The sequence below is a fragment of the Bacteroidota bacterium genome (genome assembly GCA_020402865.1).
In the GTDB taxonomy this organism is placed as follows: domain Bacteria; phylum Bacteroidota; class Bacteroidia; order Palsa-965; family Palsa-965.
This window is the reverse complement of record JADBYT010000015.1, coordinates 135,164-159,896: the sequence shown is the minus strand read 5'-3', so window position 1 is coordinate 159,896 and position 24,733 is coordinate 135,164. Positions and strand designations below refer to the sequence as shown.

22 protein-coding genes are annotated in these 24,733 nt (G+C 48.6%); 10 read left to right on the top strand and 12 right to left on the bottom strand.

Features of this window, described 5'->3' with window-relative positions; all coding sequences use genetic code 11:
* Positions 1-94: 94 nt before the first annotated feature.
* The 3 genes from IM638_11660 to IM638_11650 form a co-directional block, all read right to left on the bottom strand.
* On the bottom strand, positions 95-1,978 hold the full coding sequence (locus tag IM638_11660; protein ID MCA6363684.1) for an Nramp family divalent metal transporter: 1,884 nt from the start codon (positions 1,976-1,978) through the stop codon (positions 95-97).
* 83 nt (positions 1,979-2,061) lie between these two features.
* Entirely contained in the window at positions 2,062-2,469 is a 408-nt protein-coding gene (locus IM638_11655) for a hypothetical protein (GenBank protein MCA6363683.1), read from the bottom strand.
* A gap of 61 nt (positions 2,470-2,530) precedes the next feature.
* Positions 2,531-4,567 carry a gliding motility-associated C-terminal domain-containing protein gene (locus IM638_11650; GenBank protein ID MCA6363682.1) on the bottom strand — a complete coding sequence of 679 codons (2,037 nt, stop codon included), beginning with the start codon at positions 4,565-4,567 and terminating at the stop codon, positions 2,531-2,533.
* Between the two features lie 180 nt (positions 4,568-4,747).
* On the opposite strand from IM638_11650, the gene IM638_11645 reads away from it, so the two are divergent.
* From IM638_11645 to IM638_11635, 3 genes are read left to right on the top strand one after another with little or no spacing between them, the layout of a single operon-like run.
* On the top strand, positions 4,748-6,475 hold the full coding sequence (locus IM638_11645; GenBank protein MCA6363681.1) for an agmatine deiminase family protein: 1,728 nt from the start codon (positions 4,748-4,750) through the stop codon (positions 6,473-6,475).
* The gene (locus IM638_11640) at positions 6,475-6,777 is read left to right on the top strand and encodes a DUF721 domain-containing protein (GenBank protein MCA6363680.1); all 303 of its coding nucleotides are present in this window, start codon (positions 6,475-6,477) and stop codon (positions 6,775-6,777) included. The genes IM638_11645 and IM638_11640 overlap by 1 nt, the downstream gene beginning before the upstream one ends.
* Positions 6,777-7,325 (top strand): bifunctional (p)ppGpp synthetase/guanosine-3',5'-bis(diphosphate) 3'-pyrophosphohydrolase, encoded by a 549-nt coding sequence (locus tag IM638_11635; protein MCA6363679.1) that lies wholly within the window; start codon positions 6,777-6,779, stop codon positions 7,323-7,325. Before IM638_11640 ends, IM638_11635 begins: the two co-directional genes overlap by 1 nt.
* 8 nt (positions 7,326-7,333) lie before the next feature.
* Here the strand turns inward: IM638_11635 and IM638_11630 are convergent, their stop codons facing one another.
* The 3 genes from IM638_11630 to IM638_11620 are packed head-to-tail and all read right to left on the bottom strand — an operon-like array spanning position 7,334 to position 9,697.
* Positions 7,334-8,452, bottom strand: a complete 1,119-nt coding sequence (locus IM638_11630) for a PD-(D/E)XK nuclease family protein (protein ID MCA6363678.1) — start codon at positions 8,450-8,452, stop codon at positions 7,334-7,336.
* Positions 8,453-8,507: 55 nt separating this feature from the next.
* Positions 8,508-9,218 carry an SAM-dependent methyltransferase gene (locus IM638_11625; protein MCA6363677.1) on the bottom strand — a complete coding sequence of 237 codons (711 nt, stop codon included), beginning with the start codon at positions 9,216-9,218 and terminating at the stop codon, positions 8,508-8,510.
* Complete coding sequence (locus IM638_11620) at positions 9,218-9,697, bottom strand: low molecular weight phosphotyrosine protein phosphatase (GenBank protein MCA6363676.1); 480 nt, start codon at positions 9,695-9,697, stop codon at positions 9,218-9,220. The genes IM638_11625 and IM638_11620 overlap by 1 nt, the downstream gene beginning before the upstream one ends.
* Before the next feature lie 97 nt (positions 9,698-9,794).
* On the opposite strand from IM638_11620, the gene IM638_11615 reads away from it, so the two are divergent.
* Positions 9,795-12,776 (top strand): hypothetical protein, encoded by a 2,982-nt coding sequence (locus tag IM638_11615; GenBank protein MCA6363675.1) that lies wholly within the window; start codon positions 9,795-9,797, stop codon positions 12,774-12,776.
* Positions 12,777-12,790: 14 nt separating this feature from the next.
* A complete protein-coding gene (locus IM638_11610) occupies positions 12,791-13,909 on the top strand; it encodes a hypothetical protein (GenBank protein ID MCA6363674.1) in 1,119 nt (372 codons plus the stop codon).
* Positions 13,910-13,973: 64 nt separating this feature from the next.
* Here the strand turns inward: IM638_11610 and dnaA are convergent, their stop codons facing one another.
* The 3 genes from dnaA to IM638_11595 form a co-directional block, all read right to left on the bottom strand.
* Entirely contained in the window at positions 13,974-15,404 is a 1,431-nt protein-coding gene (gene dnaA, locus IM638_11605; protein ID MCA6363673.1) for a chromosomal replication initiator protein DnaA, read from the bottom strand.
* 131 nt (positions 15,405-15,535) lie between these two features.
* On the bottom strand, positions 15,536-16,465 hold the full coding sequence (locus IM638_11600; protein MCA6363672.1) for a metallophosphatase: 930 nt from the start codon (positions 16,463-16,465) through the stop codon (positions 15,536-15,538).
* A complete protein-coding gene (locus IM638_11595; GenBank protein MCA6363671.1) occupies positions 16,458-17,240 on the bottom strand; it encodes a 5'-nucleotidase C-terminal domain-containing protein in 783 nt (260 codons plus the stop codon). The genes IM638_11600 and IM638_11595 overlap by 8 nt, the downstream gene beginning before the upstream one ends.
* Positions 17,241-17,409: 169 nt before the next feature.
* On the opposite strand from IM638_11595, the gene IM638_11590 reads away from it, so the two are divergent.
* Complete coding sequence (locus tag IM638_11590; GenBank protein ID MCA6363670.1) at positions 17,410-17,820, top strand: acyl-CoA thioesterase; 411 nt, start codon at positions 17,410-17,412, stop codon at positions 17,818-17,820.
* Here the strand turns inward: IM638_11590 and IM638_11585 are convergent.
* The 3 genes from IM638_11585 to ribD are packed head-to-tail and all read right to left on the bottom strand — an operon-like array spanning position 17,817 to position 20,337.
* Positions 17,817-18,425, bottom strand: a complete 609-nt coding sequence (locus IM638_11585; protein MCA6363669.1) for a YigZ family protein — start codon at positions 18,423-18,425, stop codon at positions 17,817-17,819. The two genes, IM638_11590 and IM638_11585, sit on opposite strands and share 4 nt — an antisense overlap.
* 14 nt (positions 18,426-18,439) lie before the next feature.
* A complete protein-coding gene (locus tag IM638_11580; GenBank protein MCA6363668.1) occupies positions 18,440-19,306 on the bottom strand; it encodes an EamA family transporter in 867 nt (288 codons plus the stop codon).
* The gene (gene ribD / locus IM638_11575; protein ID MCA6363667.1) at positions 19,303-20,337 is read right to left on the bottom strand and encodes a bifunctional diaminohydroxyphosphoribosylaminopyrimidine deaminase/5-amino-6-(5-phosphoribosylamino)uracil reductase RibD; all 1,035 of its coding nucleotides are present in this window, start codon (positions 20,335-20,337) and stop codon (positions 19,303-19,305) included. The genes IM638_11580 and ribD overlap by 4 nt, the downstream gene beginning before the upstream one ends.
* A 94-nt stretch (positions 20,338-20,431) precedes the next feature.
* Here ribD and IM638_11570 point away from each other — a divergent pair, with 94 nt between their 5' ends.
* The 4 genes from IM638_11570 (at position 20,432) to IM638_11555 (ending at position 24,682) form a co-directional block, all read left to right on the top strand.
* A complete protein-coding gene (locus tag IM638_11570; protein MCA6363666.1) occupies positions 20,432-21,112 on the top strand; it encodes a hypothetical protein in 681 nt (226 codons plus the stop codon).
* Positions 21,113-21,121: 9 nt separating this feature from the next.
* Positions 21,122-22,030: a tRNA (adenosine(37)-N6)-dimethylallyltransferase MiaA gene (gene miaA / locus IM638_11565; protein ID MCA6363665.1), complete on the top strand. Its 909-nt coding sequence runs from the start codon at positions 21,122-21,124 to the stop codon at positions 22,028-22,030.
* 317 nt (positions 22,031-22,347) lie between these two features.
* On the top strand, positions 22,348-23,868 hold the full coding sequence (locus tag IM638_11560) for a GH3 auxin-responsive promoter family protein (GenBank protein ID MCA6363664.1): 1,521 nt from the start codon (positions 22,348-22,350) through the stop codon (positions 23,866-23,868).
* 28 nt (positions 23,869-23,896) lie between these two features.
* Positions 23,897-24,682, top strand: coding sequence for a hypothetical protein (locus IM638_11555; protein ID MCA6363663.1), 786 nt, complete (start codon positions 23,897-23,899; stop codon positions 24,680-24,682).
* Positions 24,683-24,733 lie beyond the last annotated feature (51 nt).

Genomic DNA, 24,733 nt, shown 5'->3' with positions numbered 1-24,733 from the left:
CTAATTTTTGCATTTAACCTGATTTTTATCAGATGGCTAAACTGAGCCGATTTAGGTACAACTACACCGATCTAAATGCTTTAGCACAATTAGATTACTGGGTTTTCACCACAAGTACAGGCACTTCCACTTTATGCCTTACGGTTTCAACAGTTGTGCCAAAGAGCATGTCTTTGAGCCAATTATGTCCGTGAGCTCCCATAACCAGCAACTGGCAGCCGGAGTTATTTACAATTTCAGGAATGCGTTCTTTGGGGTTGCCAAATCCGAGCGCAGTTTCAATGATGAGTCCCTGTGCAGTGAGCCGCTCCTCGTATTCGCGCAGGGCATTTTCATCAAACGTGGTTTCAAAATCGGCGGTTTCCTGTTGCATTACGCGGGCGCCTGCTGTTTCAGTAATGTGTATGAGCAGATAGGAGGCTTCGCGCCCGCCCTGCTGGAGTGCGTGACTAAGCGCAATGGCATCGGTGTCGGAAAAATCCACACACACGGCAATGCGCATGTAATTATGGCGCTCGGAAAGATCGAGATTTTCGGGAAGCAGGTGCGGCAGCGTGGTTCGTCTTTCGCGCTGGCGGCCGGCAAGGGGCCTGAAAGTAACCCAGAGCAGCAACACACCGGCCGCCAGCGCCAGCGGAACAGCAGTACACGCCACAAGCACCGGATAATTGCTGCTGTGCAGCCATTCAGAAATTGTATCAACCACCAGTTTGCCGTTCAGCCCCACAATAATAGCGGCACAGCACCAGGCTGGAATAACAAGCCAGAGACCGGCTTTAAACTCGCCCATTATCTTTTTGCTGCTCACAAAATGGATGAGCGGAATAACGGCAAAGCCCAGTTGCAGACTCAGTATCACCTGACTAAGCACCAGCAGGTTTTCGGTCTGGCTCTCGCCGCCGATGAGCAATGTAATTACCGCTGGCACGATGGCAATAAGGCGGGTAATGAGCCGTCGCAGCCAGGGTTGCAAACGCAGATTGAGATAGCCTTCCATCACAATCTGCCCCGAAAGTGTGCCTGTAAGGGTAGAGCTTTGTCCGGCTGCAATAAGTGCAATGGCAAAAAGCGCAGGTGCCAGTGCCGTGCCGAATACATTGCCCAGCATGGTGTGTGCATCTTCAATGCTGGTAATGTCTTTCAGATCGTTTGAGTAAAATGCGGCGGCGGCAAGAATAAGAATGGCCGCATTTACAAACAACGCAAGGTTAAGCGCCACAGCCGAATCAATTACATTAAACCTGATTGCTGCGCGTATGCCTTTGGGGGTACGCTCAATGCGGCGCGTTTGCACCAGCGATGAATGCAGATAAAGGTTGTGCGGCATTACCGTGGCTCCGATAATTCCTATGGCAATGTACAAAGCCCCGTCGCCCGGAAGCGAAGGCACAAGACCAGAAGCAATTTGCGATAAATCAGGCTTGGCAAAAAACAATTCGGCCAGAAACGACATGCCGATAAGGCCGATGAGCGCAATAATAAAAGCCTCCATTTTACGAATGCCGAAACGCTGAAGCGCAAGCAGCAAAAAGGTATCAAGCACGGTGATGATCACACCCGCCAGCAGCGGTAAACCAAAAAGCAGTTTCAGCCCGATGGCCATGCCAATTACTTCGGCCAGATCGGTAGCTGCTATAGCCACCTCCGCCAGAAACCAAAGCGCGCGGTTTACCATTTTCGGATAGGCAGCCCGCGATGCCTGCGCAAGATCAAGCCCCGCCACAAGTCCTAAACGCGCACTCAGACTCTGCAACAGCAGAGCCATCAGATTAGAAAGCAGCAACACCCAGATAAGCCCGTAGCCAAACCGGCTGCCACCCGCAATATCCGTGGCCCAGTTGCCCGGATCCATATAGCCTACACTAACCAGATAGGCCGGACCGATAAAAGCCATCAACCTTTTCCAGAATCCTCCTGTTTGATGCGTAGGTACACTGCTGTTTACTTCCTGAAGTGAAGGTGCGGGCTGCTTGCTCAATGTGAATTTATTTTGAATTCCCTACAAAGTTATACAAATCTCTCACATTAGTTAGACAAATCTAACTTTAAGCTCAAAAAAATTCAGGGCTTCACAAATTTATAGCTGCGAATAGTCTTTGCCTTCGTAGCCGGATTGAAGATCTGAAAGCTTATCAACGAGTCATTTTCAATCTGCCCATTGTATATCTGCTCACCGGTTTCGCCCTTTACCTTAAAACTAAGTTTGCACTCGTTCCCCAATTTATATTTCCCCGTAAGCACACGCGAAAAATTTTCCGGTTCACGATTAAACCAGGTCATCACATCAGCATAGTTGTTTACCGATGTCGATACAAGCACCACCCTGTCGGGATAAAAACGAATAATGGCCGAGCTTTCTGCATCTACCTTAAATGTATAAATGCCATCATAAAGTAATGACGGGCATTTATCGGCTTTAAGTGCTGTGAGCAGAATAAAGAGGAATGCAGCAGTGAAAAAACGGCTCATGCGCAAAAATAAAAACAAAAAATCCCGGCACATCGCCGGGATTTTTTGAAAAATTGGCTAATTAGTTTTTGAGCAGATGTACATAACCGCTGTTTGTAATTGATTCCATTTCGGGGAAACAACGCGATTTGTATTTGGTCACAAAATAGTACACCCCTTCATTGGCATCAGACGAATTAACCTGTCCGTTCCAGCCCACGGTATAGTCGTTGGTATAAAATACTTCCTGTCCCCAGCGGTTGTAAACCCACATTTCGAATGAGCCAACGTAAAGACTGGCAAAGTCGTAGGCGGGCATGTTGGGTGCCTGAGTCTGGTTTGCAATAGAGGCATCAAAATAGGGATAGAAGAAATCATTTCTGCCGTCGCCGTTGGGTGTAAATACGTTCACCATCGAATCGGGTGAGAAGATATTTACAGGAGGCACATAGGTAAGAATGATGGAGTCTTTAATGGGACAGGGCACGGTAGAATAGATTACCGAATACTGCTGGCCGAGTTGCGGGTTCGGAATCACGAGCGTTTGGGTGGTAGCTCCGGGAATAGCTGCTCCGTTGGGATCATACCACTGATAGCCGGGTTGGCCGGGAAGGGCAATAAGCGTAATCTGATCATCGCCGAAACAGAACTGCGTGGTAATGGCAGCCGTATCCACTGGTGGCGGATTAATAAGTGTTACCGTATCATTCTTGGTACACCCCAGCGAATCGATAATGTTTACAATATACACGCCGGCGGGCAGGCCATTCACAATCTGTCCGGTTTGCACGGGTGTTGTATTCCAGGTATAGGTTACCGGGTTGATACAGGTTAAACAGTTTGCCGCTACCGAACCGTTGGTATAGTTATAACAGTCGGGATCATTTCCGGTAGAAAGGGTTTGAAGTTCGGTGAGTTCAATTACCACTTTGAGGCGGGTGATGCAGTTTGTATCGTTCACTGCCTGCATTACCACTTCAAATGTATCGCCGGCGGTAACGTTGGGCACAAACAAGGTATCGTTGGTGGCACCGGGAATATTGTTTCCGTTGGGATCAATCCACTGGTAAGAGTTGAAGCCGGGGCTAGCCACAAGGAAAGCACCGGTGTTGCCAGGGCAGAAACGGGCCGAAATGGCATCGTCAATATTGCCGCAGGAAGTTTCCACGTAGGCATAACCAAAGTGACCGCCATAAATACAGCCAGCCACGGTAAAACGCACGGTTACGTTCTGTCCCACAAATGTGGTAAGATCATAGGTAATGGTTGTCCACGGCTTGAATGAAGTGAACGGATCGGTGGGACACTGCTGATAACCGGGGATTGAACCACCGGCATTTTCGTAATACTGGAGGCAGGCACCAATCGGAGCACCGGTTGAATCAAGCACTTCGATTTTAAAATAGGGCTGCTCGGAAGCAAGGTGACCACCGTCGTTCAGTACTACGGCATAGCGGTAGGTAAAACTGGTGGTGAGCGGGTCAACGGTAAAGGTTTGCTCCATGGTTTCACCCATGTAGCTGGCGCAGTTGTTGCCCATACGCACAGCATACTGGCCTCCGGTGGGCGGAACGGTTGGGAAACCGCCGCAGGGATCAAGCTGCGCGGCAGCTGATGTCATAATGGTATGGCGGGCCGCACAATCAGAAATCGCAGCATCGTTGGTGGTAGAGAAAAAACCAACCTGAATGTTGCTCAACGGGCCTCCCGAAATTACGTCGTTATCGCCGATGGTTCCGCTCCAGCCTGTAAAATCGCCGGTTTCAAAGCCGGGATTGGTGCAGGGCGCAACCGCAGTAGTAGTAACCGGAAAACTGGTTACACGCATGCCATTGGTACCGGGCAGACCGTACTTCTTGGCAATGTAGCGGCGTTTTGAAATTGCGAGATATGTTTGTGTTTCGGCAGGCGAAAGATTTACCTGGTGTGCCCGGAACAGTACACTGTCGGCATTAAATCCAGCAAGTGAGTCAGTGGTTGAGGAGGGAGAAACGGAAACGGTGTGAGAATGACCGTGTCCGGCATGATCGCCATGATTGTGCTGGTGAACGGGCTGCTGAGCGTTAGCCGTAAGGCACCAGATCGTGGCGGGGACCAGTAAAGTAAGGAGTCGTTTCATTAGGTTGCGTTTAGTCTGCCGGGAATAAAATTACTAATTTTTATCACCTGAACAACTGTTTGAGCGATCAAACAGCGTACTTGTGTTTGCCTTGAACATAACGCGAACGGGTTAAAAAGATACAGAGGTCACAATTAAGCCATAAATTTCTGCTAACTTTAAGGCTTAATGCTTTATCTGATGCGTAAAAATTACCCGGTTCTGGCCATTCTGGCCTCTTTTTTATTCCAGCTTGCTCAGGCTCAGGCTCCCCTGCCCGCTTCATTTGCCCCCGGCGAACAACAGGCCATGCCCGCCTATCTGCAACAGGTTCGTGCTGCCGGTATTACAACGCCTCCAAACGGCTCCGAAGTCCGAACAATGGCTGAATGGGAAGAAATTCAGGCACTTACCATTACCTGGACCAGCTACCAGTCAACCCTGCGTGAAATTGTAAGGGCTGCACGGCTCGAAACGCAGGTGTATATTGTTTGCAGTGATTCGGTGGTGGTAAAAAATTACCTTACCAGCAACAGTATCCCCCTTTCCAACATCCATTACATTATTGCCCCTTACAATTCGGTGTGGTTCCGCGATTACGGGCAAAATACAATTTATACCGCTGGCGACGACTCGCTGGCGCTGGTTGACTGGATTTACAACCGCCCCCGCCCCAAAGACGATACCATCCCTTCGGTGTTGGCCCGCACACTCGGCATTCCCATTTACGAAACCACCACTGCTCCGTGGAATCTCATCCACACCGGCGGCAATTTTATGTCTGACGGATTTGGCACCGCATTTTCATCAAACCTAGTAATTGACGAAAATCCGCTGCTCACTCCGGCGCAGATTGATACAATTATGAAGCATTTCATGGGTATTGATACATATATCAAAATGCAGGTGCTTCCCTACGACGGGATTCACCATATTGATATGCACATGAAACTGCTTGATGAGGAAACGCTGCTCATCGGTCAATATCCGGTAGGTGTGGCCGACGGGCCGCAAATTGAAGCCAATCTGCAGTATGTCCTTTCCAATTTCACCTCGGTTTATGGTACACCCTATAAAGTAGTACGCATTCCGATGCCGCCCGACCAGTGGGGCGATTACCCCGATCAGAATGGCGATTATACCACTTACACCAATGCCGTATTCGTAAACAAAACTGTTATTCTGCCTACTTACTACCAGCAATATGATACAACGGCCATCCGCATCTGGCAGGAAGCGTTGCCGGGCTACAACATTGTGCCGGTAAACTGCAATTCGATTATTCAGGCCAGCGGAGCCATTCATTGCATCACACACAGTGTTGGGGTAAACGATCCGCTTGTTATTCGTCATCAGGCATTGCCCAACACCACCAACACCACCACACCGTATCAGGTAGATGCGCTTATCCGCCACCGGAGCGGCATACAAACCGCCACACTTTATTGGACAACCGACACCGCCCAGGCCTGGCAAACAGCAACGCTGAATACGAATGCGCAGCCCAATGGTTTTACCGGATTTATTCCGGCACAGCCGGCCGGCACTACAATCTATTATTACATCGAAGCCACGGCAGTATCCGGCAAAACGCAGGTGCGCCCCATGCCCGCCCCTGCAGGCTGGTGGAAGTTTAAAGTAACCGGGCCTTTATCAGCCGCACAAACTCCGGCTATGGCCTTCGGAGCTGCTTACCCCAATCCCTCGCACGGCCTCACCTGCATTCCGCTGACCATGCCTGAAGCTGCACAGGGCGAGTTGTTGCTTACCGACATGACCGGCCGTACAGTACAGGTTATTCACAGTGGCAGCTTTGTGCAGGGTGAACGAAATTATTTCACCGATACTGCGGCACTGGCTCCGGGCGCATACCAGCTTGTACTGCTTACCGACAAAGGCCGTTCGGCTCAATCATTAATGGTACGCTGATGAACGGACCGGTAAAGAAAAGTAACGAATACACGCTGCGCGAAGCCATCAATGAGCTTCTCGAAACCTACCGGCTTAACACCAAACTCGATGAGTTTAAAGCGATACAGGCCTGGGAAAAGCTCATGGGGCCGGCTATTGCACGCTATACACGGCATATCTCCATAAACAACCGTACGCTTTACGTGGAAATTACCTCGGCGGCACTGCGGCAGGAACTCAGTTACGGCAAAAGCAAAATAATTCAGATGATGAATGAGGCTGCCGGCTCGGAAGTAATTGATGAAGTAATTCTGCGCTGATGAAATTAATATCTGATGCTATTTTGTTTGCCGCGGTATGCCACAACGGCCAGTACCGTAAAGACGGGAAAACCCCGTACATCAATCACCCGCTTGAAGTGATGCATCATCTTGCACACATAGCCGATGTGAAAGATACTGAGCTGCTTTGTGCTGCCGTTCTGCATGATGTAATTGAAGACACACACGCCACTGCAGCCGAAATTGAAAAACGCTACAGCAAACGCATCAGCCAGATTGTAGAAGAACTCACCGATGATAAGCACATGGGCAAAACCGAGCGTAAACTCATGCAGGTTGAAAATGCCCATCTCCTCTCGCCCGAAGCAAGGCTTATCCGCATCAGCGATAAAATATGCAACGTGCACGACATGCACTTTGCCCCGCCCCAAAACTGGCACACCACCGAACGGCTTAACTACATCACCTGGGCACTATCGGTGGTTGATCAGATTCGCGGCACGGATGCACGGCTTGAAAAAGCGTTTGACAATGAAGTGCGGGCGGCCTGGCAGGTGCTGAGTCACAAGCCGGCGCAGTTTATGTGAGTATGTAGCTACTTTTCTTCTACAATATTCAATATCAACTCCCAAATATCTTTAAAATCTGTCTCTATGATATCGTAGATAAATTGATTCAGACTAATCCAATTATCTCTATTTATTGAATAAGTTTTTCCTGCTATGCATTTATTATATTTCCTTGAATCATCAATCTTGTCCAATTTAAAATAATCATGATTTTTCATCATTGCTTCTATTTCATCAATCTTATTTAATGCATTTTCATACACTTCAATTTTTATCCGAACAGTTGGAGATGACGTCAGAATTTTATCAAGTTCAATAACATAATAAACAGGCCTTCCTATTTTGCTGCTCCAAAAATGTCTCTCGTTGTAGGAATTCCCCCATAATACCAGAGATAAACTCTTTGCAGTTTGTTGCAAATGTTGAATTACATAATCCCAGGCCCGGTCACGCACCTCTACTGCCCGGAGTATTTTTTCAGAATGATCAAAAAAGAAACGGGCTTCTTCCGATTGTTGCGAATTAGCAATGTCTGTCATGTGTGAAAGAAAATCGGTGAGGTAAATAAATTCCTTGGGTGTAAGCGAATGCGGAATGCCTTTTTGCTGAATAGCACTACACCACTCGGCATGTGTGATATTTACAAAATGTTCTTTTACATGCTCAGGAATGGCTTCTTTTCGAAGTGTAAGCAATACGCCAGCTTTGTATTTTGCAGAAACTGCGTTTAAGTAATCCTGAAGATCATTTGAAAGAAAGTGAAAGATTTTATTTTCAATTACAATGGCTGCTGAATCTGCTGAAGAAATATTTGTTTGGCTGTTTGCTCCGGTAGTTTGCATTACAATATCTATACGGTTTCCTTTTGTCGTATAATATTCGCGTTCGGCCCAAAAATCGCCTTCAAACTCAAAGTCAGTAATTCCTTTCTGCCCGATCAGTTCAAGCAGTGTATCACGAAATACCTGTGAAACAGCTTTGTTGGAATGATTCAGAAACCAAACATAGATATGAGAAATAGTGTTTTCGTGATACGCCACATCGGCCACATCAAGAAAGCTTGCTTCTTTTTTGGGAAAAGCAGGGATATCAAACCACGCCAGCTGACTGAGCGCAGGTGAATAAACTTGCGGGCCATCATTCATCAGCCGAAAGCTATTCGAATCCGGCCTCAAAACAATTCCTCAGATCTATGGATTTTTACTTACCGATTACAAATACGGCCGGTCGTTTCTGCAAATCAGCTGGGGGCAGTTTTTTCCATTCGGCAATGGAGCAGCTTCTGATCCACTCTGTGGAAAGTGTAATATCACAGGCCACACAAAGGCGCGTGCTTCCGCTTAGTGTTTGCAGCAGTTCCTGAAGCAGTTTCTGGTTTCGGAAGGGTGTTTCGATAAAGAGGTGCGTGGTGCCCCGGCGTTGTGTATCGGCTTCGAGGCGGCGGAGTTCGTTGCGTCGCTCGCCGTTGTCGATGGGCAGGTAGCCGTGAAACATAAACTGTTGTCCGTTCATGCCCGAAGCCATAAGTGCGAGCAGCAGCGATGAGGGCCCGGTGAGCGGTACTACTTTTATACCGGCCTCATGTGCCATACGCACGATTACCGCGCCGGGGTCGGCCACGCCGGGGCAACCGGCATCAGACAGCAGGCCCATTTCGCCGCCCTGCTTTGCGGTGAGCAGGTAATTACGCATATCCGTTTCGGCCACGTGTTTGCCCATCGGATGCAGGATCAGTTCGGCCTGCGGGGTTTCGATGGCGGCGCGCTTGAGTACCTGCCGCGCGGCTTTCTCGTTTTCAACCACAAACTCTTTCAGCCGGCGCATTACGGCAATGGCCTGCGGCGAAAGCACGGTTTCCGGCAAAATATCGTCGCCAAGCGGCACAGGCAAAAGGTAAAGCGTTCCGGCCATCAGGCAAGTTGTTGCTGCAAACGATTCACGATGGCTTCGCAGGCATCGTTTACAAGTTGAAACACATTTTCAAATCCTTCTTCGCCGCCGAAATACGGATCCGGCACAGCCCTGTTGCTGCCGGGAGAAAGTTCGTTGAGCAGTAAACCTGTTTTGCGGCGATGTGTTTCATCGTGTGCAAGTTTTAATACGTTGCGCAGGTTCTCCGCATCCATCACAAAAATTTCGTCAAACTGCTCAAAATCGGATGCTGTAAACTGCCTTGCCCTGAGCGAGGAAATATCCACATCGTGCCGCCGCGCATTGGCAACTGAACGTTTATCGGGCGTTTCGCCAATGTGGTAATTGGATGTACCCGCCGAATCCACTTCCACCCGGTCAGCCAGTCCGCCCTGTTCCAGCTTTTTACGCAGCACACCTTCTGCCAGCGGCGAACGGCAGATGTTGCCTAAACAAACCATCAGAATTCTGTATTTCATACACATTGTTGCTGAGCTCAAAAATACAATGCTTTTTCGTGCCGTTATTCGTACATTTAGAAACTCTTAACCATCTTACTTCGTGCTTTATTTACGTATGCGCTTGTTTCTGGCAGCAATACTCGTGCTTGGTTGTTTCAAAACCAGGGCACAGAGCTATGATTTTGTAAACTACAATGTGGAAGACGGACTCGCGCAAAGCATTGTTAATGATATATTTCAGGATTCTCGCGGGTATCTCTGGATAGCTACTAACGGTGGCGGATTAAACCGATTCGACGGAGTTACATTTAAAGAATACTCGCTCAAGGAAAACCTGCCCGGACAAATCATCTGCAGTATAACCGAATCCGCTAACGGCGATATCTGGGTTGGCTCTACCTGGGGCGGCGCCGGACGCTACGACGGAAAATCGTTTGAGCTTTTTAATAAAAACTCAGGCCTTACCTCAAACTGTGTGCTTTCGCTGCTCAGTGTGAATGATAAAATGTACCTCGGTACTTCTGACGGGGGGATATACGAATACAACTACACCACCAAAATACAAAAGCGGGTCAGCACATTGCCGCAAATCAACAACCTCTGCAGCGATAACCGCAATACGATCTGGATTGCTTCAGGAAATTCACTTGCTTTTTTTGCAAACGGAAAGCTAAATAACGTGCCTCTTCCGGTTTCTCGTTCGTATGGCGCGCTTAACCGGATTCGCTTTAATAAAGCAGGACTGCTTTACATTGGCGCGGAAAAGGGATTGCTGATTTACAATATTTCTGCTGCAAAGTTTATTGAAAATCACGAAACCGAACTGTTCAGCGGAAAAAATGTAACCGATATCCTGTTCAGCTCCGAGAAAAAAACATTGATCACCACGCGCGATGGAAATTTGTTTGTACTCAATCAGAATGACGACAACTATAGACTGTATAATGAAACCAACGGACTGGTTACAGGCGGAATTCATTGCGTGTATCAGGATCATACAGGGCATATCTGGATTGGCAGTAATGGTTTCGGACTTATTCGCTGGCGCAGTGAAACTTTTACATACTACCCTGATAAGCCCGGTTTAAGTGCTTCTGATATATTCAGGATATTTGAAGACAGCAGGCAGCGCATACTTACCTGTTCCTATTCGCAAGGGTTGTTTTGTATGGAAAACGGAAAAACCAAAGCCATACTTCAGAACAATTCCAAATTTGTTCAGCCGGTAGCCATTGTGGAAGACAAAAACAATCACCTCTGGGTGGGACACCGGACAGGCGCAAGCCGGCTTGTAAACGACAGGGTTGTTGAAACAATTTTACCCGGAAAACATGTGCGTGCGTTGTATTACGACAGCAAGGGCAATTTATGGGTGGGCACCTGGGGCGATGGACTGTTTTGCTACGACGGGAAAAATATGCTACAGTTTACCGAAGGGAAAAATCAATTACCGCAAAATTATATCCACGCAATACTCGAAGACCGTAAAGGAAAAATGTGGTTCGGTACCGGTGCCGGATTGTGCGGTTATGACGGAAAATCGTTTCAAACATTCAGCGAAAACTTCGGGCTTTGCAATAGTTATGTAGGCTCGCTGCGCGAAGATCAGCAAGGAAATATCTGGATGCACACGGACCGTTGCGTATCATGGTTCGATGGCAAACGCTTTCATAACATTTCTGAGGATGACGGACTGATTTCTAATACCACTTATTTTATTGAGTTCGATAATCAGGGACGACTCTGGGTGGGCACTAATAAAGGCGTGGACAGGGTGCAGCTCGACCCACAAAATAAGGTGAAGTCGGTGTATCATTACACCCTTAAAAACGGATTTCGCGGCATTGAGTGTAACTCGCGTGCCGTTTTGAAAGACCATAACGGGTCGTTGTGGTTTGGTACAATTAAAGGGGTCATTAATTATTCGCCGGCCTCGGAAAAGCTGGTGAAACTGACATCGAGTGTGTTTATCACCGATATCCGGCTGTTTCTTGAAAAAACCGACTGGATCTTGTATGGTAAAGGCGTATTCGACTGGTTTAACCTGCCGGAGAAGATTACACTGCCATCAGACAAAAACCACCTTACGTTTTATTTTACTTCGCTGCAGCTTCACAATCCGCAAAACATACGTTATGCGTTTATGCTTTCGGGCTTCGATTCTGCGTGGCAGCCGGTTACTGAAATAAGTCAGATCACCTACAGCAACCTGCCTCCGGGCGAATACCGTTTTTTTGTAAAAGCGGGCAATGCCGATAATATCTGGAATCCTGCTCCGGCCGGCTCGGCCCTGATTACTATTTTACCGCCTCCACCGCCATTCTGGCGAAGCTGGTGGTTCTTTTCGCTGCTTTTTTGCATACTGGTTGCCGTGCTTTATTATTTGTTTGTAGTAAGGGCGAGACTCATTCGCCGGCAGCGCGAAATTCTGGAACTTCAGATTAAGGAACGTACGCAGGAAATAAGCCGGCAAAACGAAGAAAAATCGGTGATGCTCAAAGAGATTCATCACCGCGTAAAAAACAACCTGCAGGTAATTTCCAGCCTGCTCAACCTCCAGGCCGATGGAATTACCGATGAGCGTGTGCTTACGTTGTTTGAAGACTGTCGCCACCGTGTGAATTCAATGGCGCTCATTCACGAAAAAATGTACCAGAGTCATAATCTGGTCAACATTGATATCAACAGCTATATCGATGAACTCATGCACTCGCTGGTGGATGCGTATGATACCGACAAAACGATTCACCTGAAAACCGATGTCGAAAATCTGCCGTTCCGTATTGATACCATCGTTCCGCTCGGGCTTATTCTGAACGAGATTATTTCCAATGCCATGAAATATGCCTTCCGCGGACTGGCCGAAGGCACAATAATGGTGAAGCTTCAGAAAACGGGCGAAAACGAATATTTACTCGAAGCCGGAGATAACGGCATTGGCTTACCGGCCAGTTTTGATCTTGCCAAAGCCTCTACGCTGGGCCTGCAACTTATCGTAATGCTCAGCGAACAACTTAGCGGCTCGGTGGAAATGCTCAATACACAAGGCACCTTATATCGTATTCAGTTTCGCGAAGAAGTAAAAGACCGTTTCTGATTGCGGGAATTGCCATGCAGCAACTCTTTACATTCTGGATGAAACGTTTGGCGGTAAAGCGCACTGCTACCGACCAGCAGCTCTTTTTGCTATCGGAAGAAGAACAGGAATCGCTGCACAAACTCGAACGCATTACCTTGTGGATTTCCGCACTTACCGGCGCCGTGATGGTGCTGGTGCTGTATATTCCGCAATATGCGCTGCCTGCGTGGTTTGCCGAGAAAACCTATACACTTCCGTTTGCAGATTTTTCGTTTGCACTTTCTATTCCCTCGTTGGTGTATGGCATTGTGCTGGTGTATGTGGAAATTCTGATACTTACGGCGTTGCATCTGTACTGCGCACACGAAATTGCCGTGCGCACCGGTTTGTTTACTGATGCGCAAAGTAAACAGGCACATTCACTGAATGAACTTGTGCGTATTGGCATGGAGAAGAAAGACAAAAGCCTGAGTTTATACGGGCTCGACCCGTTTCAGGGGCTTTCGCGCGGGGCCGTATTTTTGCGCAATGTGGTGTTTACGCTCAAGGCCACACTAAGCAACCTGCTAATTAAACTACTGGTGCGGCGTTTGTTTGGCCGCTATGTAATGCGTGCCGTGCTTGATTTGCTGGGCATTCCCATTTTTGCTTTCTGGAATGCCTGGGCCAGCCGCCGTGTGCTGCGTGAAGCCCGGGTGGTAATTATGGGCGAACACCTGCTCAACACACTTGCTGCAAAATTGCAAGGGCAGGTTGATCCGTTATATCACTCGCTCGTGTACGATGCCTTGCAGTTTGTGGCCATCAGCAAACGCGATTACCACAGCAACCATTCGCGTCTTGCAGCACTTATTCTCAACCGCTACGGCATTGAACGCCGCAGCAAACATGTGCTTGATAAAGAATACGTTTCGCGTTTCAAACAGGCACCCGAAAGTGTGCAGGAGCTTTGTCTGCTTGTAATCGTGCTCGGCATGATTATCGACGGGCATCTTTCTGTGCGTGAAAAGCTCAGGCTCGACCGGCTTGAGCAGGCCGGCTTCATCAATTTCTCTTCCGATCAGGCCCGGCAATGGTGCGACGATTTTGTGAAGGGGCGCGGTTTGCAAAAACTGCTTGAGCGATTTCCGCACATTCTCAACGCCGCATAAAAAAGTTTGGCCAACAAAAAAGCGAAACCCCTTTGAGTTTCGCTTTTCTGCTTATGCTTATTGCTTACTGAATACTGAGCTTCTTTTCAAGCTCTTCAATGTAAGCACGGAAACGTTTGTCGGTATCCATCAGGTTGTTTACCGTGCGGCAGGCGTGCAATACGGTGGCGTGGTCTTTCCCGCCACAGTGCATACCAATGGTAGCCAGCGATGATTTAGTCATGTTCTTGGCAAAGAACATGGCTATTTGACGGGCCTGCACAACCTCGCGTTTGCGGGTTTTCGACTTGAGCAGTTCAATCGGCAGGTCGAAGTAATCACACACTACTTTCTGGATGTAGTCGATGGAAACTTCGCGAGCCGTGTTCTTCACGAACTTGTCGATCATGTTCTTTGCCAGTTCGAGGGTGATCGCTTTTTTATTGAGCGATGCCTGGGCAAGCAGAGAAATATATGCGCCTTCGAGTTCGCGGATGTTGGTGGTAATGCTGTAGGCGAGGTATTCAATTACTTCGCGCGGAAGTTCGATACCGTCGATATACAATTTCTTTTCGAGAATAGCGATGCGTGTTTCGAGACCAGGCACCTGAAGATCAGCCGAAAGGCCCCACTTGAAGCGTGAAAGCAGACGCTGCTCCATGCCCTGCATTTCTACAGGAGGCTTATCGGCCGTGAGCACAAGCTGCTTACCTGTTTGATGCAGGTGGTTGAAGATGTGGAAAAACACATCCTGCGTTTTGTCTTTACCCGCAAAGAACTGCACATCGTCGATAATGAGCACATCAATCATTTGATAGAAATGCACAAAATCGTTCTGATTGTTATTTTTTACCGCATCAATAAACTGATGGGTGAATTTCTCGGAAGAAACATAAAGTACGGTTTTGCCGGGATGCAGATTTTTAATCTGCAAACCAATGGCATGTGCAAGGTGTGTTTTACCCAAACCCACACCGCCATAAATAAGGAGCGGGTTGAAAGCAGTACCACCGGGTTTCTGCGAAACGGCAAAACCGGCAGAGCGTGCCAAACGGTTACAATCACCTTCCACAAAATTCTCGAACGAGTAATTCGGGTTTAGCTGCGATTCTACGTTTACCTTTTTCAGGCCGGGAATTATGAAGGGATTGCGTATCGTGCTTTTGTTAAGATCGATAGGCATGGCAACCGAAGGGTTTTTCACGTCCTTACGATTGGAGGTCGGAATTTTTACAGTATAAGGTTTCGTACTGTTGAAACTGTTCTCCATAATAATGGAGTATTCCAGTTTTCCTTCGGGGCCGAGTTCCTTCTTGATGGTTTTTTTGAGCAGGGTGATGTAATGCTCTTCAAGCCATTCGTAAAAAAACTGACTGGGTACCTGTATCGTTAAGATGCTGTCCTGAAGTTTCAGCGGCTTGATGGGTTCAAACCAGGTTTTGAAACTTTGGGAGCTAACATTATCCCTGATGATGTGAAGGCAATTTTCCCAGACGTTGTCGTGCGTTTTCTCCATTCTAAAGTACTCCTGCAATTCTATATGGTGTGTGTGTGATTAATCGGTGATCGTTTTACGATGTCACGAAATTATCATTTCGCTGACGTGTGCAACAATTTTTTGAACAATTTATTTTCAGAAAATTTTCGTCAAACACTTGACATTTTCCCAACTTCAACAGATATGCCATTCAGAGCCATTTTTTTTGACTTTTTATCCGTAATGATTGTTATCTTACCCAAACGAATGCCAGCCCATCCAACTTGTGTCACATAAACATTTTTATTCTCGCGGTTTTTTAGTATAACCGGTTTTTCGAGGAAGGTATGTGTATGTCCGCCAATGATGATGTCAATACCGCGTGATTCTTTGGCAAGTACCACATCACTTACCTTATCGTTTTCGTATTTATAGCCGAGATGTGACAAACAAACAACGATATCGCATTTTTTTTCATCGCGCAGTGTATGCACCATTTCAGCTGCTTTTACTATTGGGTTCTGATAAACGGTTTTTCCATAAAGCCGCTTGTCAACCAAACCATCAAGTTCAATTCCTAATCCAAATACACCGATTTTCACGCCGCTTTTATCGAAAATTTTCCACGGCATTGTTTTTCCTTCCATGGGCGTACCTGAAAAATCATAATTCGCACAAAGCAGCGGGAATGTGGCGTGTTTGAGTTGATCGGAAAGATTATCAAGTCCGGCATCAAAATCGTGGTTGCCGATGGCTGCGGCATCATAGCCCATGCTGCTCATGAGCTTGATTTCGGGTTCACCGTTGTACAAATTAAAATACGGTGTGCCCTGAAACATATCGCCGGCATCAAGCAGCAATACATTTTCTTCCTGCGCACGTATTTTTCGTATCAATGCGGCGCGGCGCTCCACACCACCGAGTCCGGCATATTTCGGATCATTGGCGGGAAACGGATCGAGGTGGCTGTGTACATCATTCGTGTGCAGGATCACAATACGCACGTTGTCGTTTCCTGCTTTTCCGAAACTGCTCAGTGTGGTGCCTGCCGCCAGCGAGGCCATCAGGCGAAGAAAATCGCGGCGTGAGGTGTTATTCATAATAAAGCCTCCCATCAAGCGGCGAACCGATTGGCTGATTCTTTAAGGTGGTTTCGCGGCAATGTTCAAGCAGCGCATCCCGGATTTTAAGGGCCGTGCTTTCAATTTTTACCGGCGAAGCGAAAAACGACATTTTATCGCCGCCAGCCGAAAGGTAATCGGATGTGGCAATACGATAGTTGCGGCTGAGTTCGAGCGGCTTTCCGTTTATGAGCACTTTGCCCGGCGTACGGTCGGCCCGGATGCCCATTTTTATTCCCGCAGCAGGCAGTCCGCCCGATGCCGCCAGAAATTTCAGCAGCTCTTCCATCTTTGCGCCGGTAATGGTAACAATTACAATTTCATTATCGAACGGCATCAGACTGAAAATATCGCCGCGTGTTACATTACCCATAGGCAGCGAACTGCGCAAGCCTCCGTTGTTGAGTAAACACATATCCACTTGTGCTGCGGCACGCTGAGGATCGTTGGCACGTGCTTTCTCAAGCACCACATCAGCCACAAAATTGCCAAGCAATGTTTCAGGTTTATCTTTTTCCTTAGGCATGGCTTGTGCTGTATGCGCCACTACGGCATTCATCTCGGCATCCAGCTTCATTTTGTACGGCGCAATAATTACATGCGTGGCCGAATCATGTTGTGTGGATTTCGGATTGAGTTCTACCGCGCTCACTGTTACTTCGGTAACATGTGCATGACGTTTACAGGCAGCCAGACACAAAATGGCCGACAGAAATAAATACTGTGCTTTACGGAATGATAAAAAGGGATACATAGGTTGCGGGGGACGTATCAGTACAAGTTTACCAATTCTATTTCAGCAAAAGAAGCGTTCAGACTATATTTTGATGCATATTTCGCATTACGTTGCAGATCAGACATTCAATCTTTTTTCGTAGTCGTTTTCACGCAACTCTTTACATTCGCATTACAAACCGAACGCTATGTTTATTGCCGAAACAACTATTCGTGTGCGCTACGGCGAAACCGACCGCATGGGATACGTATATTATGGTAACTATGCCGAATATTACGAAGTGGGCCGCGTAGAAGCCCTGCGCGCACTGGGCTGGAACTATAAAGAAATGGAAGACAGCGGAATACTACTGCCTGTGTACAGTTTCGGCATCCGTTATTTCAAGCCTGCATTTTACGACGATCTGCTCACCATTAAAACCATGATTCGTGAACGTCCGGGTACACGGCTTTCGTTTCATTACGAAGTGCACAATGAAAAAGGCGAAAAACTGAACGAAGGCGAAACCACGCTGGTATTCATTAATGCCGAAACCAAACGCCCGTGTATGGCTCCCGAAGGATTTGTTCACGCACTTGAGCCTTATCTGGCTGGTTAACCTTTCCAGGTCAGTTTTACTGTTTCCACTTTTTTCAATGCTTCGCAAAGTGCATCCGCATCGCGGCGGCGCACTTCGAACAGCAGGCTGCAGTCCATTTCAAATTGCTGTTCGCGCTGCACGGCATCAAAATCCCTGAGCAGTTTCATCACTGCATTCATGGCCGGATAGGCAAACGTAAGCGCATACACCTCGCTTACAAAACGCTCTTCAACCGTTGCAACCGCCAAAGCTTCATGTGCTGCGGTTTTGTAGGCCTGCACCAATCCGCCTGCGCCCAGCAGTGTGCCGCCAAAGTAACGTACTACAACCACCAGCACATCAGTAAGATCAAACGACTGAAGCTGGCCAAGAATGGGCCTTCCGGCTGTGCCCGATGGTTCCCCATCGTCGTTGGCACGGTACCGTTGCTTATCGGCACCAAGCCGCCAGGCATAGCAATGGTGGTTGGCGCCATGGTGTGCTTTGCGTAAAGCGTCGAGATGCTGACGTATTTCGTCTTCACTGCGCACCGGAAATGCAAAAGCCAGAAAACGGCTGCCGCGGTCTTTGAAACTGCCTTCGGCCTGTGCCGCTATGGTTTTGTAAGTGTCGTCGAAAAGCATATGCGCTGTGGCCTTTACAGAAATGTCATTACCGCTATGGCCACCAGCGCCAGTGCCAGACCCAGTAAATTCAGTTTGCTCAGTTTTTCCTGAAAGAGCAAACCCGCGCCAATGGCCGAAAGCGCCACTACGCCCATATTATTAACCGGATACATGGTTGAACTGTCCATTACACCTGTATCCAGCGCACGCATGATGCACCAGATTGAAAACAGGTTGGGCACACCCAGCACCACACCACCAAGTACATTGCGAAAGCTGAACTTTTCCTTACCGCGTACCAGTTGTGCAATAAGCACAATGCCACCCAGCAAAAATGCCACGTAAAAACAACTCGACGAAAACAGCAGGGCGTGCGCAGGCGGCACCAATTGCTGCTGCGCATAATTAATGATGGCATCAAGCACACCACTGCCCACAAAAATTACCGCCGGCAATACCCACAAACGCCAGCCCGAAGCTGCGGCACTTCCCTCCTGCCGTGAGGTCAGCACTACCGCCAGCAAAGCCAGCGCAATACCGGTAAGTTTGGGCCAGGTAAGCGGATCTTTGTAAAGCAACACGGCCGCAATAACAGGTATCACCACCGACATTTTGTTTGCCACCGTGGCTACCGATACACCAATTTTCTGCGCCGTGTAGGCTACCAGTAAAAACACCGAAATAAAAATACTCCCCAGCACAGGCGGCACCCAGGCCCAGGGCTGCTCTGCAATTTCGGCTGGCGAAAGATGTACATCGGAAAGCAGTAAACCCAATGTGCCTGCTGTGAGGTAATTGATCACCACGCCCTGAAGGGTGGATACTTTAACACGCTCAAATCCTTTGAGGATAAGCAGCAGCAGCGTATTGGTAAAAATGCTGATGAGCAGCCAGATCATGCGTTGCGGTATATGGTAAGTGTATCGGGGCCCGACAGGGTTTGGCTGCGGGGAATGAGGCTAAGCCGTGGCGCTTCCACACCGGTTCCGAATTCCTGCGCCGATGTGAAAATGCGGATTTCGTCCCAAAGCCCGGCTTTCAGAAACGCGTGCAGCAGGGCCGCGCCGCCTTCAACCAGTACCGATTGCAGGCTGCGTTCGTAAAGTACCTGAAGCAGCTGCCCAAGCTCGTTGTTGCCGGGCTCAAGCAAAACGGTATCGGCATAGGGCCGTTCGTTTTCAGCATAACTGAACACGATTGTGGGTGCAGAGCCGTCGAATACGCGCAGGGCATTGGGCAGGCGGTTGTGGCGGTCGATCACAAGCCGCACCGGATGATGCCCGGTGGCTAAACGCACGGTTAAATGCGGATCGTCGAAAAGCGCCGTGTGTGTGCCTACAAGTATGGCGGCTTCTTCGGCACGCCACGTATGCAGCAGGCGGTGCGAATCGGGCGAGGAAATAATGGCACGTGGCTCATCGGGCGTGCGGCGCCGGTCGATAAATCCATCGGCCGTTTGTGCCCATTTTAATATAATGTAGGGACGGCGTTTCTCGTGCCAGGTGTAAAAACGGCGGTTCAGTTCGCGCGCTTCTGCTCCGAGCACACCCGAAATCACTTCCACTCCTGCATCACGCAGATACTGAATACCACGGCCACTCACCAGCGGATTGCTGTCGAGACTGCCCACCACTACACGCGGAATTTGCTTTTGCACAATAAGATGTGCGCAGGGTGGCGTTTTGCCATGATGTGAACAGGGCTCCAGGTTCACATAAAGCGTACACTGGCTGAGAAATTCGGGGTGGGCACAATTCTTAATGGCGTGCACTTCGGCATGCGGACCGCCATACATAAGATGAGCACCCTCGCCGATAATTTGCCCCTGATGCACCAGAACCGAGCCTACAAGCGGGTTTGGCGCCACAAAACCGGCACCGCTGTGGGCCAGTTCGAAACAACGCTGCATGTAGTGTTCATGGATGTGCATGGGGTGCAAAGTTAAATTTACCTGCGATTTATTATTACCGGGTTTTCCAATTACTGGCTAAATCGGTATTTTTGGCCACATCTTTTATCGGGCTATGGCTGTTTACCGTTTTCGCGTCTGGTTTGAAGACCAGGAAGACATTTATCGTGAAATTGATGTGCAAACCAAACAATCGTTTGCCGATTTGCACCGCTGCATACAGGAAGCAGTAGGATTTGATAATTCCAAAGACGCTTCTTTTTTTATCAGCGATGATTACTGGCGCAAAGGCCGCGAAATTGCGCTAAATCCCAAACAGCAGGACGACGACGATGACGATGACTGGCGCCGCCCGAAAAAGCCGGCAACCATCAACATGCGCGATGCGCGTATCGCTGATTTCATCGACGATCCACACCAAAAAATTCTTTATCTCTTTGATCCACAGGCATTGTGGACATTCTGCATCGAGCTTGTGCGCATTCTGGAAGATGAAGCCAGAACGACGTATCCGAAAGTGAGCAAATCGGTTGGTGCTGCACCCAAGCAGTACAAAGTGACCACTCCTCCGCCTGATGCCGAGGACGATGAAGATATGCTGGATGAGGAGGATGAACCGCAAAAGGAACGTGCCTTTGTGGCCGACGAAAAATTCGGCGACGATCACGACAGTGATGCGTTTGGTGAAGAAGGAGAAGAAGGCGGCGAGGAAGAATCGGAAGAAGGTGAAGAGGGTGGCGAAGAAGGAGGCGGTGATTTCGGTTTCGACGGTGGCGATTCAAACGACGATTATTAAGCCGGCTGCATGCACAACAACCTGCTTGTGGTTATTGCCGGCCCCACTGCATCGGGCAAAACGGCAGCAGCCATTGAGCTTGCCCTGCATTACGGCACCGAAATAATTTCGGCCGATTCGCGGCAGTTCTACCGCGAAATTCCCATTGGCACCGCAACGCCAAACGAAACCGAAAGGCGGGGCGTAGTACATCACTGGCTGGGCAACCGCAGCATCACTGAACCGGTGGATGCCGGCACCTACAGCCGTGAAGTACGTGCGCTGCTTGCCCAACTTTTTGCCAGACAACGTGTAGTTATTCTCACCGGCGGCTCAGGCCTGTACATTGATGCCGTGCTAAACGGCTTTGATGAACTGCCCGAAGCCGACGAAACCGTGCGAAACCAGCTCCGGCAGGAGTTTGAAAACCATGGAATAACTGCTCTTCAGCAAAAACTCAACGCACTTGATCCTGTGTATTTTGCGCAGGTGGACGTAAACAATCCGGCAAGACTCATCCGCGCTATTGAAGTTTGCCTCACCACCGGTAAGCCCTACTCCGCCCTGCGCCGCAACAATGCCGATCAGCTGCCCTGGCCTTACCTGAAATTTGGCATGGATTTACCGCGCGAAACGCTTTACGAACGCGTAAACCAGCGCACGCTGAAAATGCTTGAAGAAGGCTTTGAGGCCGAAGCCGGAAGTATGTTGCCTTACCGACACGAGCAGGCACTTCAAACTGTTGGATACAAAGAATGGTTTGAATATTTTGATGGAAAGATAAGTCGTGAAGAAGCTGTTCTGCTGATCCAACAGCACACACGAAATTATGCAAAACGTCAGCTCACCTGGAACCGCCGTGATACGGAAATGATTTCTATTTCGCCAAATGATGTAACGGGAATGATTGCCATTATTGACCAAAAGCTGAATTCCTGAAATTTTGATTTGCCGCGAAGATGCGGAAAGTCTGCATCGGCTTTGCCGATACAAACTTTCCGTAACACTTAAAAAGTCTGCGACTTTTTTCTTGAAACACGCCATCCATACTTGAATAAGTTATAAACTTATTCAAGTAAAGCCATCTGTTTATCCTGTCTCCCGACAGGGTAAACAAATGGCAGCTTTTCAGCTTTTCCGGCATTTATTTCATTAATAAGTCATTTAATCACCGTTTACTGCCTTGTACTCATTTTTTATTCCCGGCAAACTCATTAAGTTTACCCAATCACCATTACACAGAAACCGGTTTACCTATGGCACTTTTCAATTCCATTGCTTCCTGGCTTATGGTAAAGCGGATGCATCAGATTGATCTGTTCCGCAAATATCCGCACGATGTGCAGGGCGAGTGGTTTCGCAAGCTGATGCTTTCGGGGCGTGAAACCGAATTTGGCCGGCAATACGGTATGGCTGAAATCCGAAACATGGATCAGTTCCGCGAACGTGTGCCGCTGCACGGCTACGACGATCTGAAGCCGTGGATTGAACGCCTGCGGCGCGGTGAGCAGCATCTGCTCTGGCCTACCGATGTAAAGTGGTTTGCAAAATCGTCGGGCACTACCGGCGATAAAAGCAAGTTTATTCCGGTTACCGAAGAATCGCTGCACGACTGCCACTACAAGGGAGGCAAAGACATGGTGTCTATTTATTGCAGCACCTATCCCGAGCATCAGCTTTTTACGGGAAAAAACCTTGCGCTGGGCGGCAGTCACAAAACCGACTTTTACGAGGATTATGAATCGTATCATGGCGATGTGTCGGCCATTATTATTCAGAACCTGCCGCTTTGGGCCGAATTGCTTCGTGCGCCACAGATACAGATTGCACTCATGAGCGAGTGGGAAGAAAAGCTGGAACTCATGGCCCGCTCTACCATGAAGGAAAACGTAACCAGCCTGGCGGGTGTGCCTTCATGGATGCTTGTGTTGCTGCGGCGTATTCTGGAAATAAACGGCAAAAAAACAATTGCCGAAATCTGGCCTAACCTCGAAGTGTATTTTCATGGCGGCGTAAGCCTTGCCCCCTATCGGCCGCAGTTTGCCGAACTGCTTGGCCGCGATATAAACCTGCTTGAATTGTACAATGCATCCGAAGGCTTCTTCGGCATACAGGATGAGCAAAACGGCGATCTGCTGCTCATGCTCGATTACGGAATTGTGTATGAATTTTTGCCGCCAGGCGAGTGGGAAAAACCCGACGGAAAAACCGTGCTGCTTGCCGAAGTGCAAACCGGTATTCCCTATGCCTTAATCATAAGCACAACAGGCGGCCTCTGGCGTTACCGCGTGGGCGATACCATTGAGTTTACCAGTTTGCTGCCTTACCGGTTTAAAATTACCGGCCGCACCAAACATTTTATCAATGTGTTTGGCGAGGAGGTAATGATAGGTAATGCCGAAAAAGCACTGCAAACAGCCTGCGAAAAAACAGGCGCTGTGGTGGGCGAATATACTGTGGCGCCTTTATTTATGGATAAAGACGGCAAACAAGCTGCGCACGAATGGCTTATAGAGTTTACGCAGCCTCCTGCCGAACAGGGTTATTTTGCCGAAGTACTCGACAATGCACTGAAAGCAGCCAACTCTGATTATGAAGCCAAACGCTACCGTAATTTTATTTTGCAGCCGCCTGTAATACAATCTTTACCCTGCGGCACGTTTTACAACTGGCTGCGCGATAACAACAAGCTGGGCGGCCAGTATAAAGTACCACGCCTTTCCAACGACCGCAAGGTGGCCGATGCCATTCTTACCCATTGCCGGAACGCGCGGTAAGCGGCATCGTTTTTGCACATTCATGCACATGAAAAAAATCGCTTTACTGCTGCTGTTGCTTCTGCCCCTGCTTGCTGCCGGGCCGCAACAGCTGGCTGTGATCCGCGAAAAATCAGACCAGTTGCTTACCGATAATCTCGGTAATGTGTATCTCGTTAGCGCCGACCGTATCCGCAAGTTCGATCAGCGCGGCGCATTTCAGAAAGAATTCAGCAACAAAAACTTCGGCGCCATTACTGCAGCCGATGCCACCAATCCGCTGCGCATTCTGCTGTTTTACCGCGACTTTTCGCGCATTATTTTTCTCGATAATACGCTCAGTCAGAATGGCGAACCCGTGCAGCTCGAAGCACTTGGCTATCCGCTTACCACACTGGCCGCCACCTCTTACGATAACGGACTGTGGATTTACGATCAGCAGAATTTCGAACTGCTGCGCCTGAACCGTCAGCTTCAGGTAGAACAGCGCACCGGAAATCTCTCACAACAACTTGGCATCGAACTCCGTCCAAATTTCATTATTGAAAAAGACAACCGGCTGTTTATGAATAACCCGGAAACAGGCGTGCTGGTGTTTGATGTATTTGGCACCTATTCTAAGCAACTGCCGCTGCCGGGATTAAAACAGTTTCAGATTGATGATGATGCGCTGATCTGGTTTGACGGGAAACAGCTGCATAGTTATGCGCTGGCTACGTATGAAAATACAGTGTTTGAAAAACCGGTCGATTCGCTTGCACGTAACATGCGCATAGAAAAGCCGCTTGTAGTAGTGCAGCACGCCGATTCGGTGTTAATTTATCCGCGCCGCTAACACCCGGCAGATGAAATTTAACGCACGTATTAGCAGGGCTGGGCGGAATGA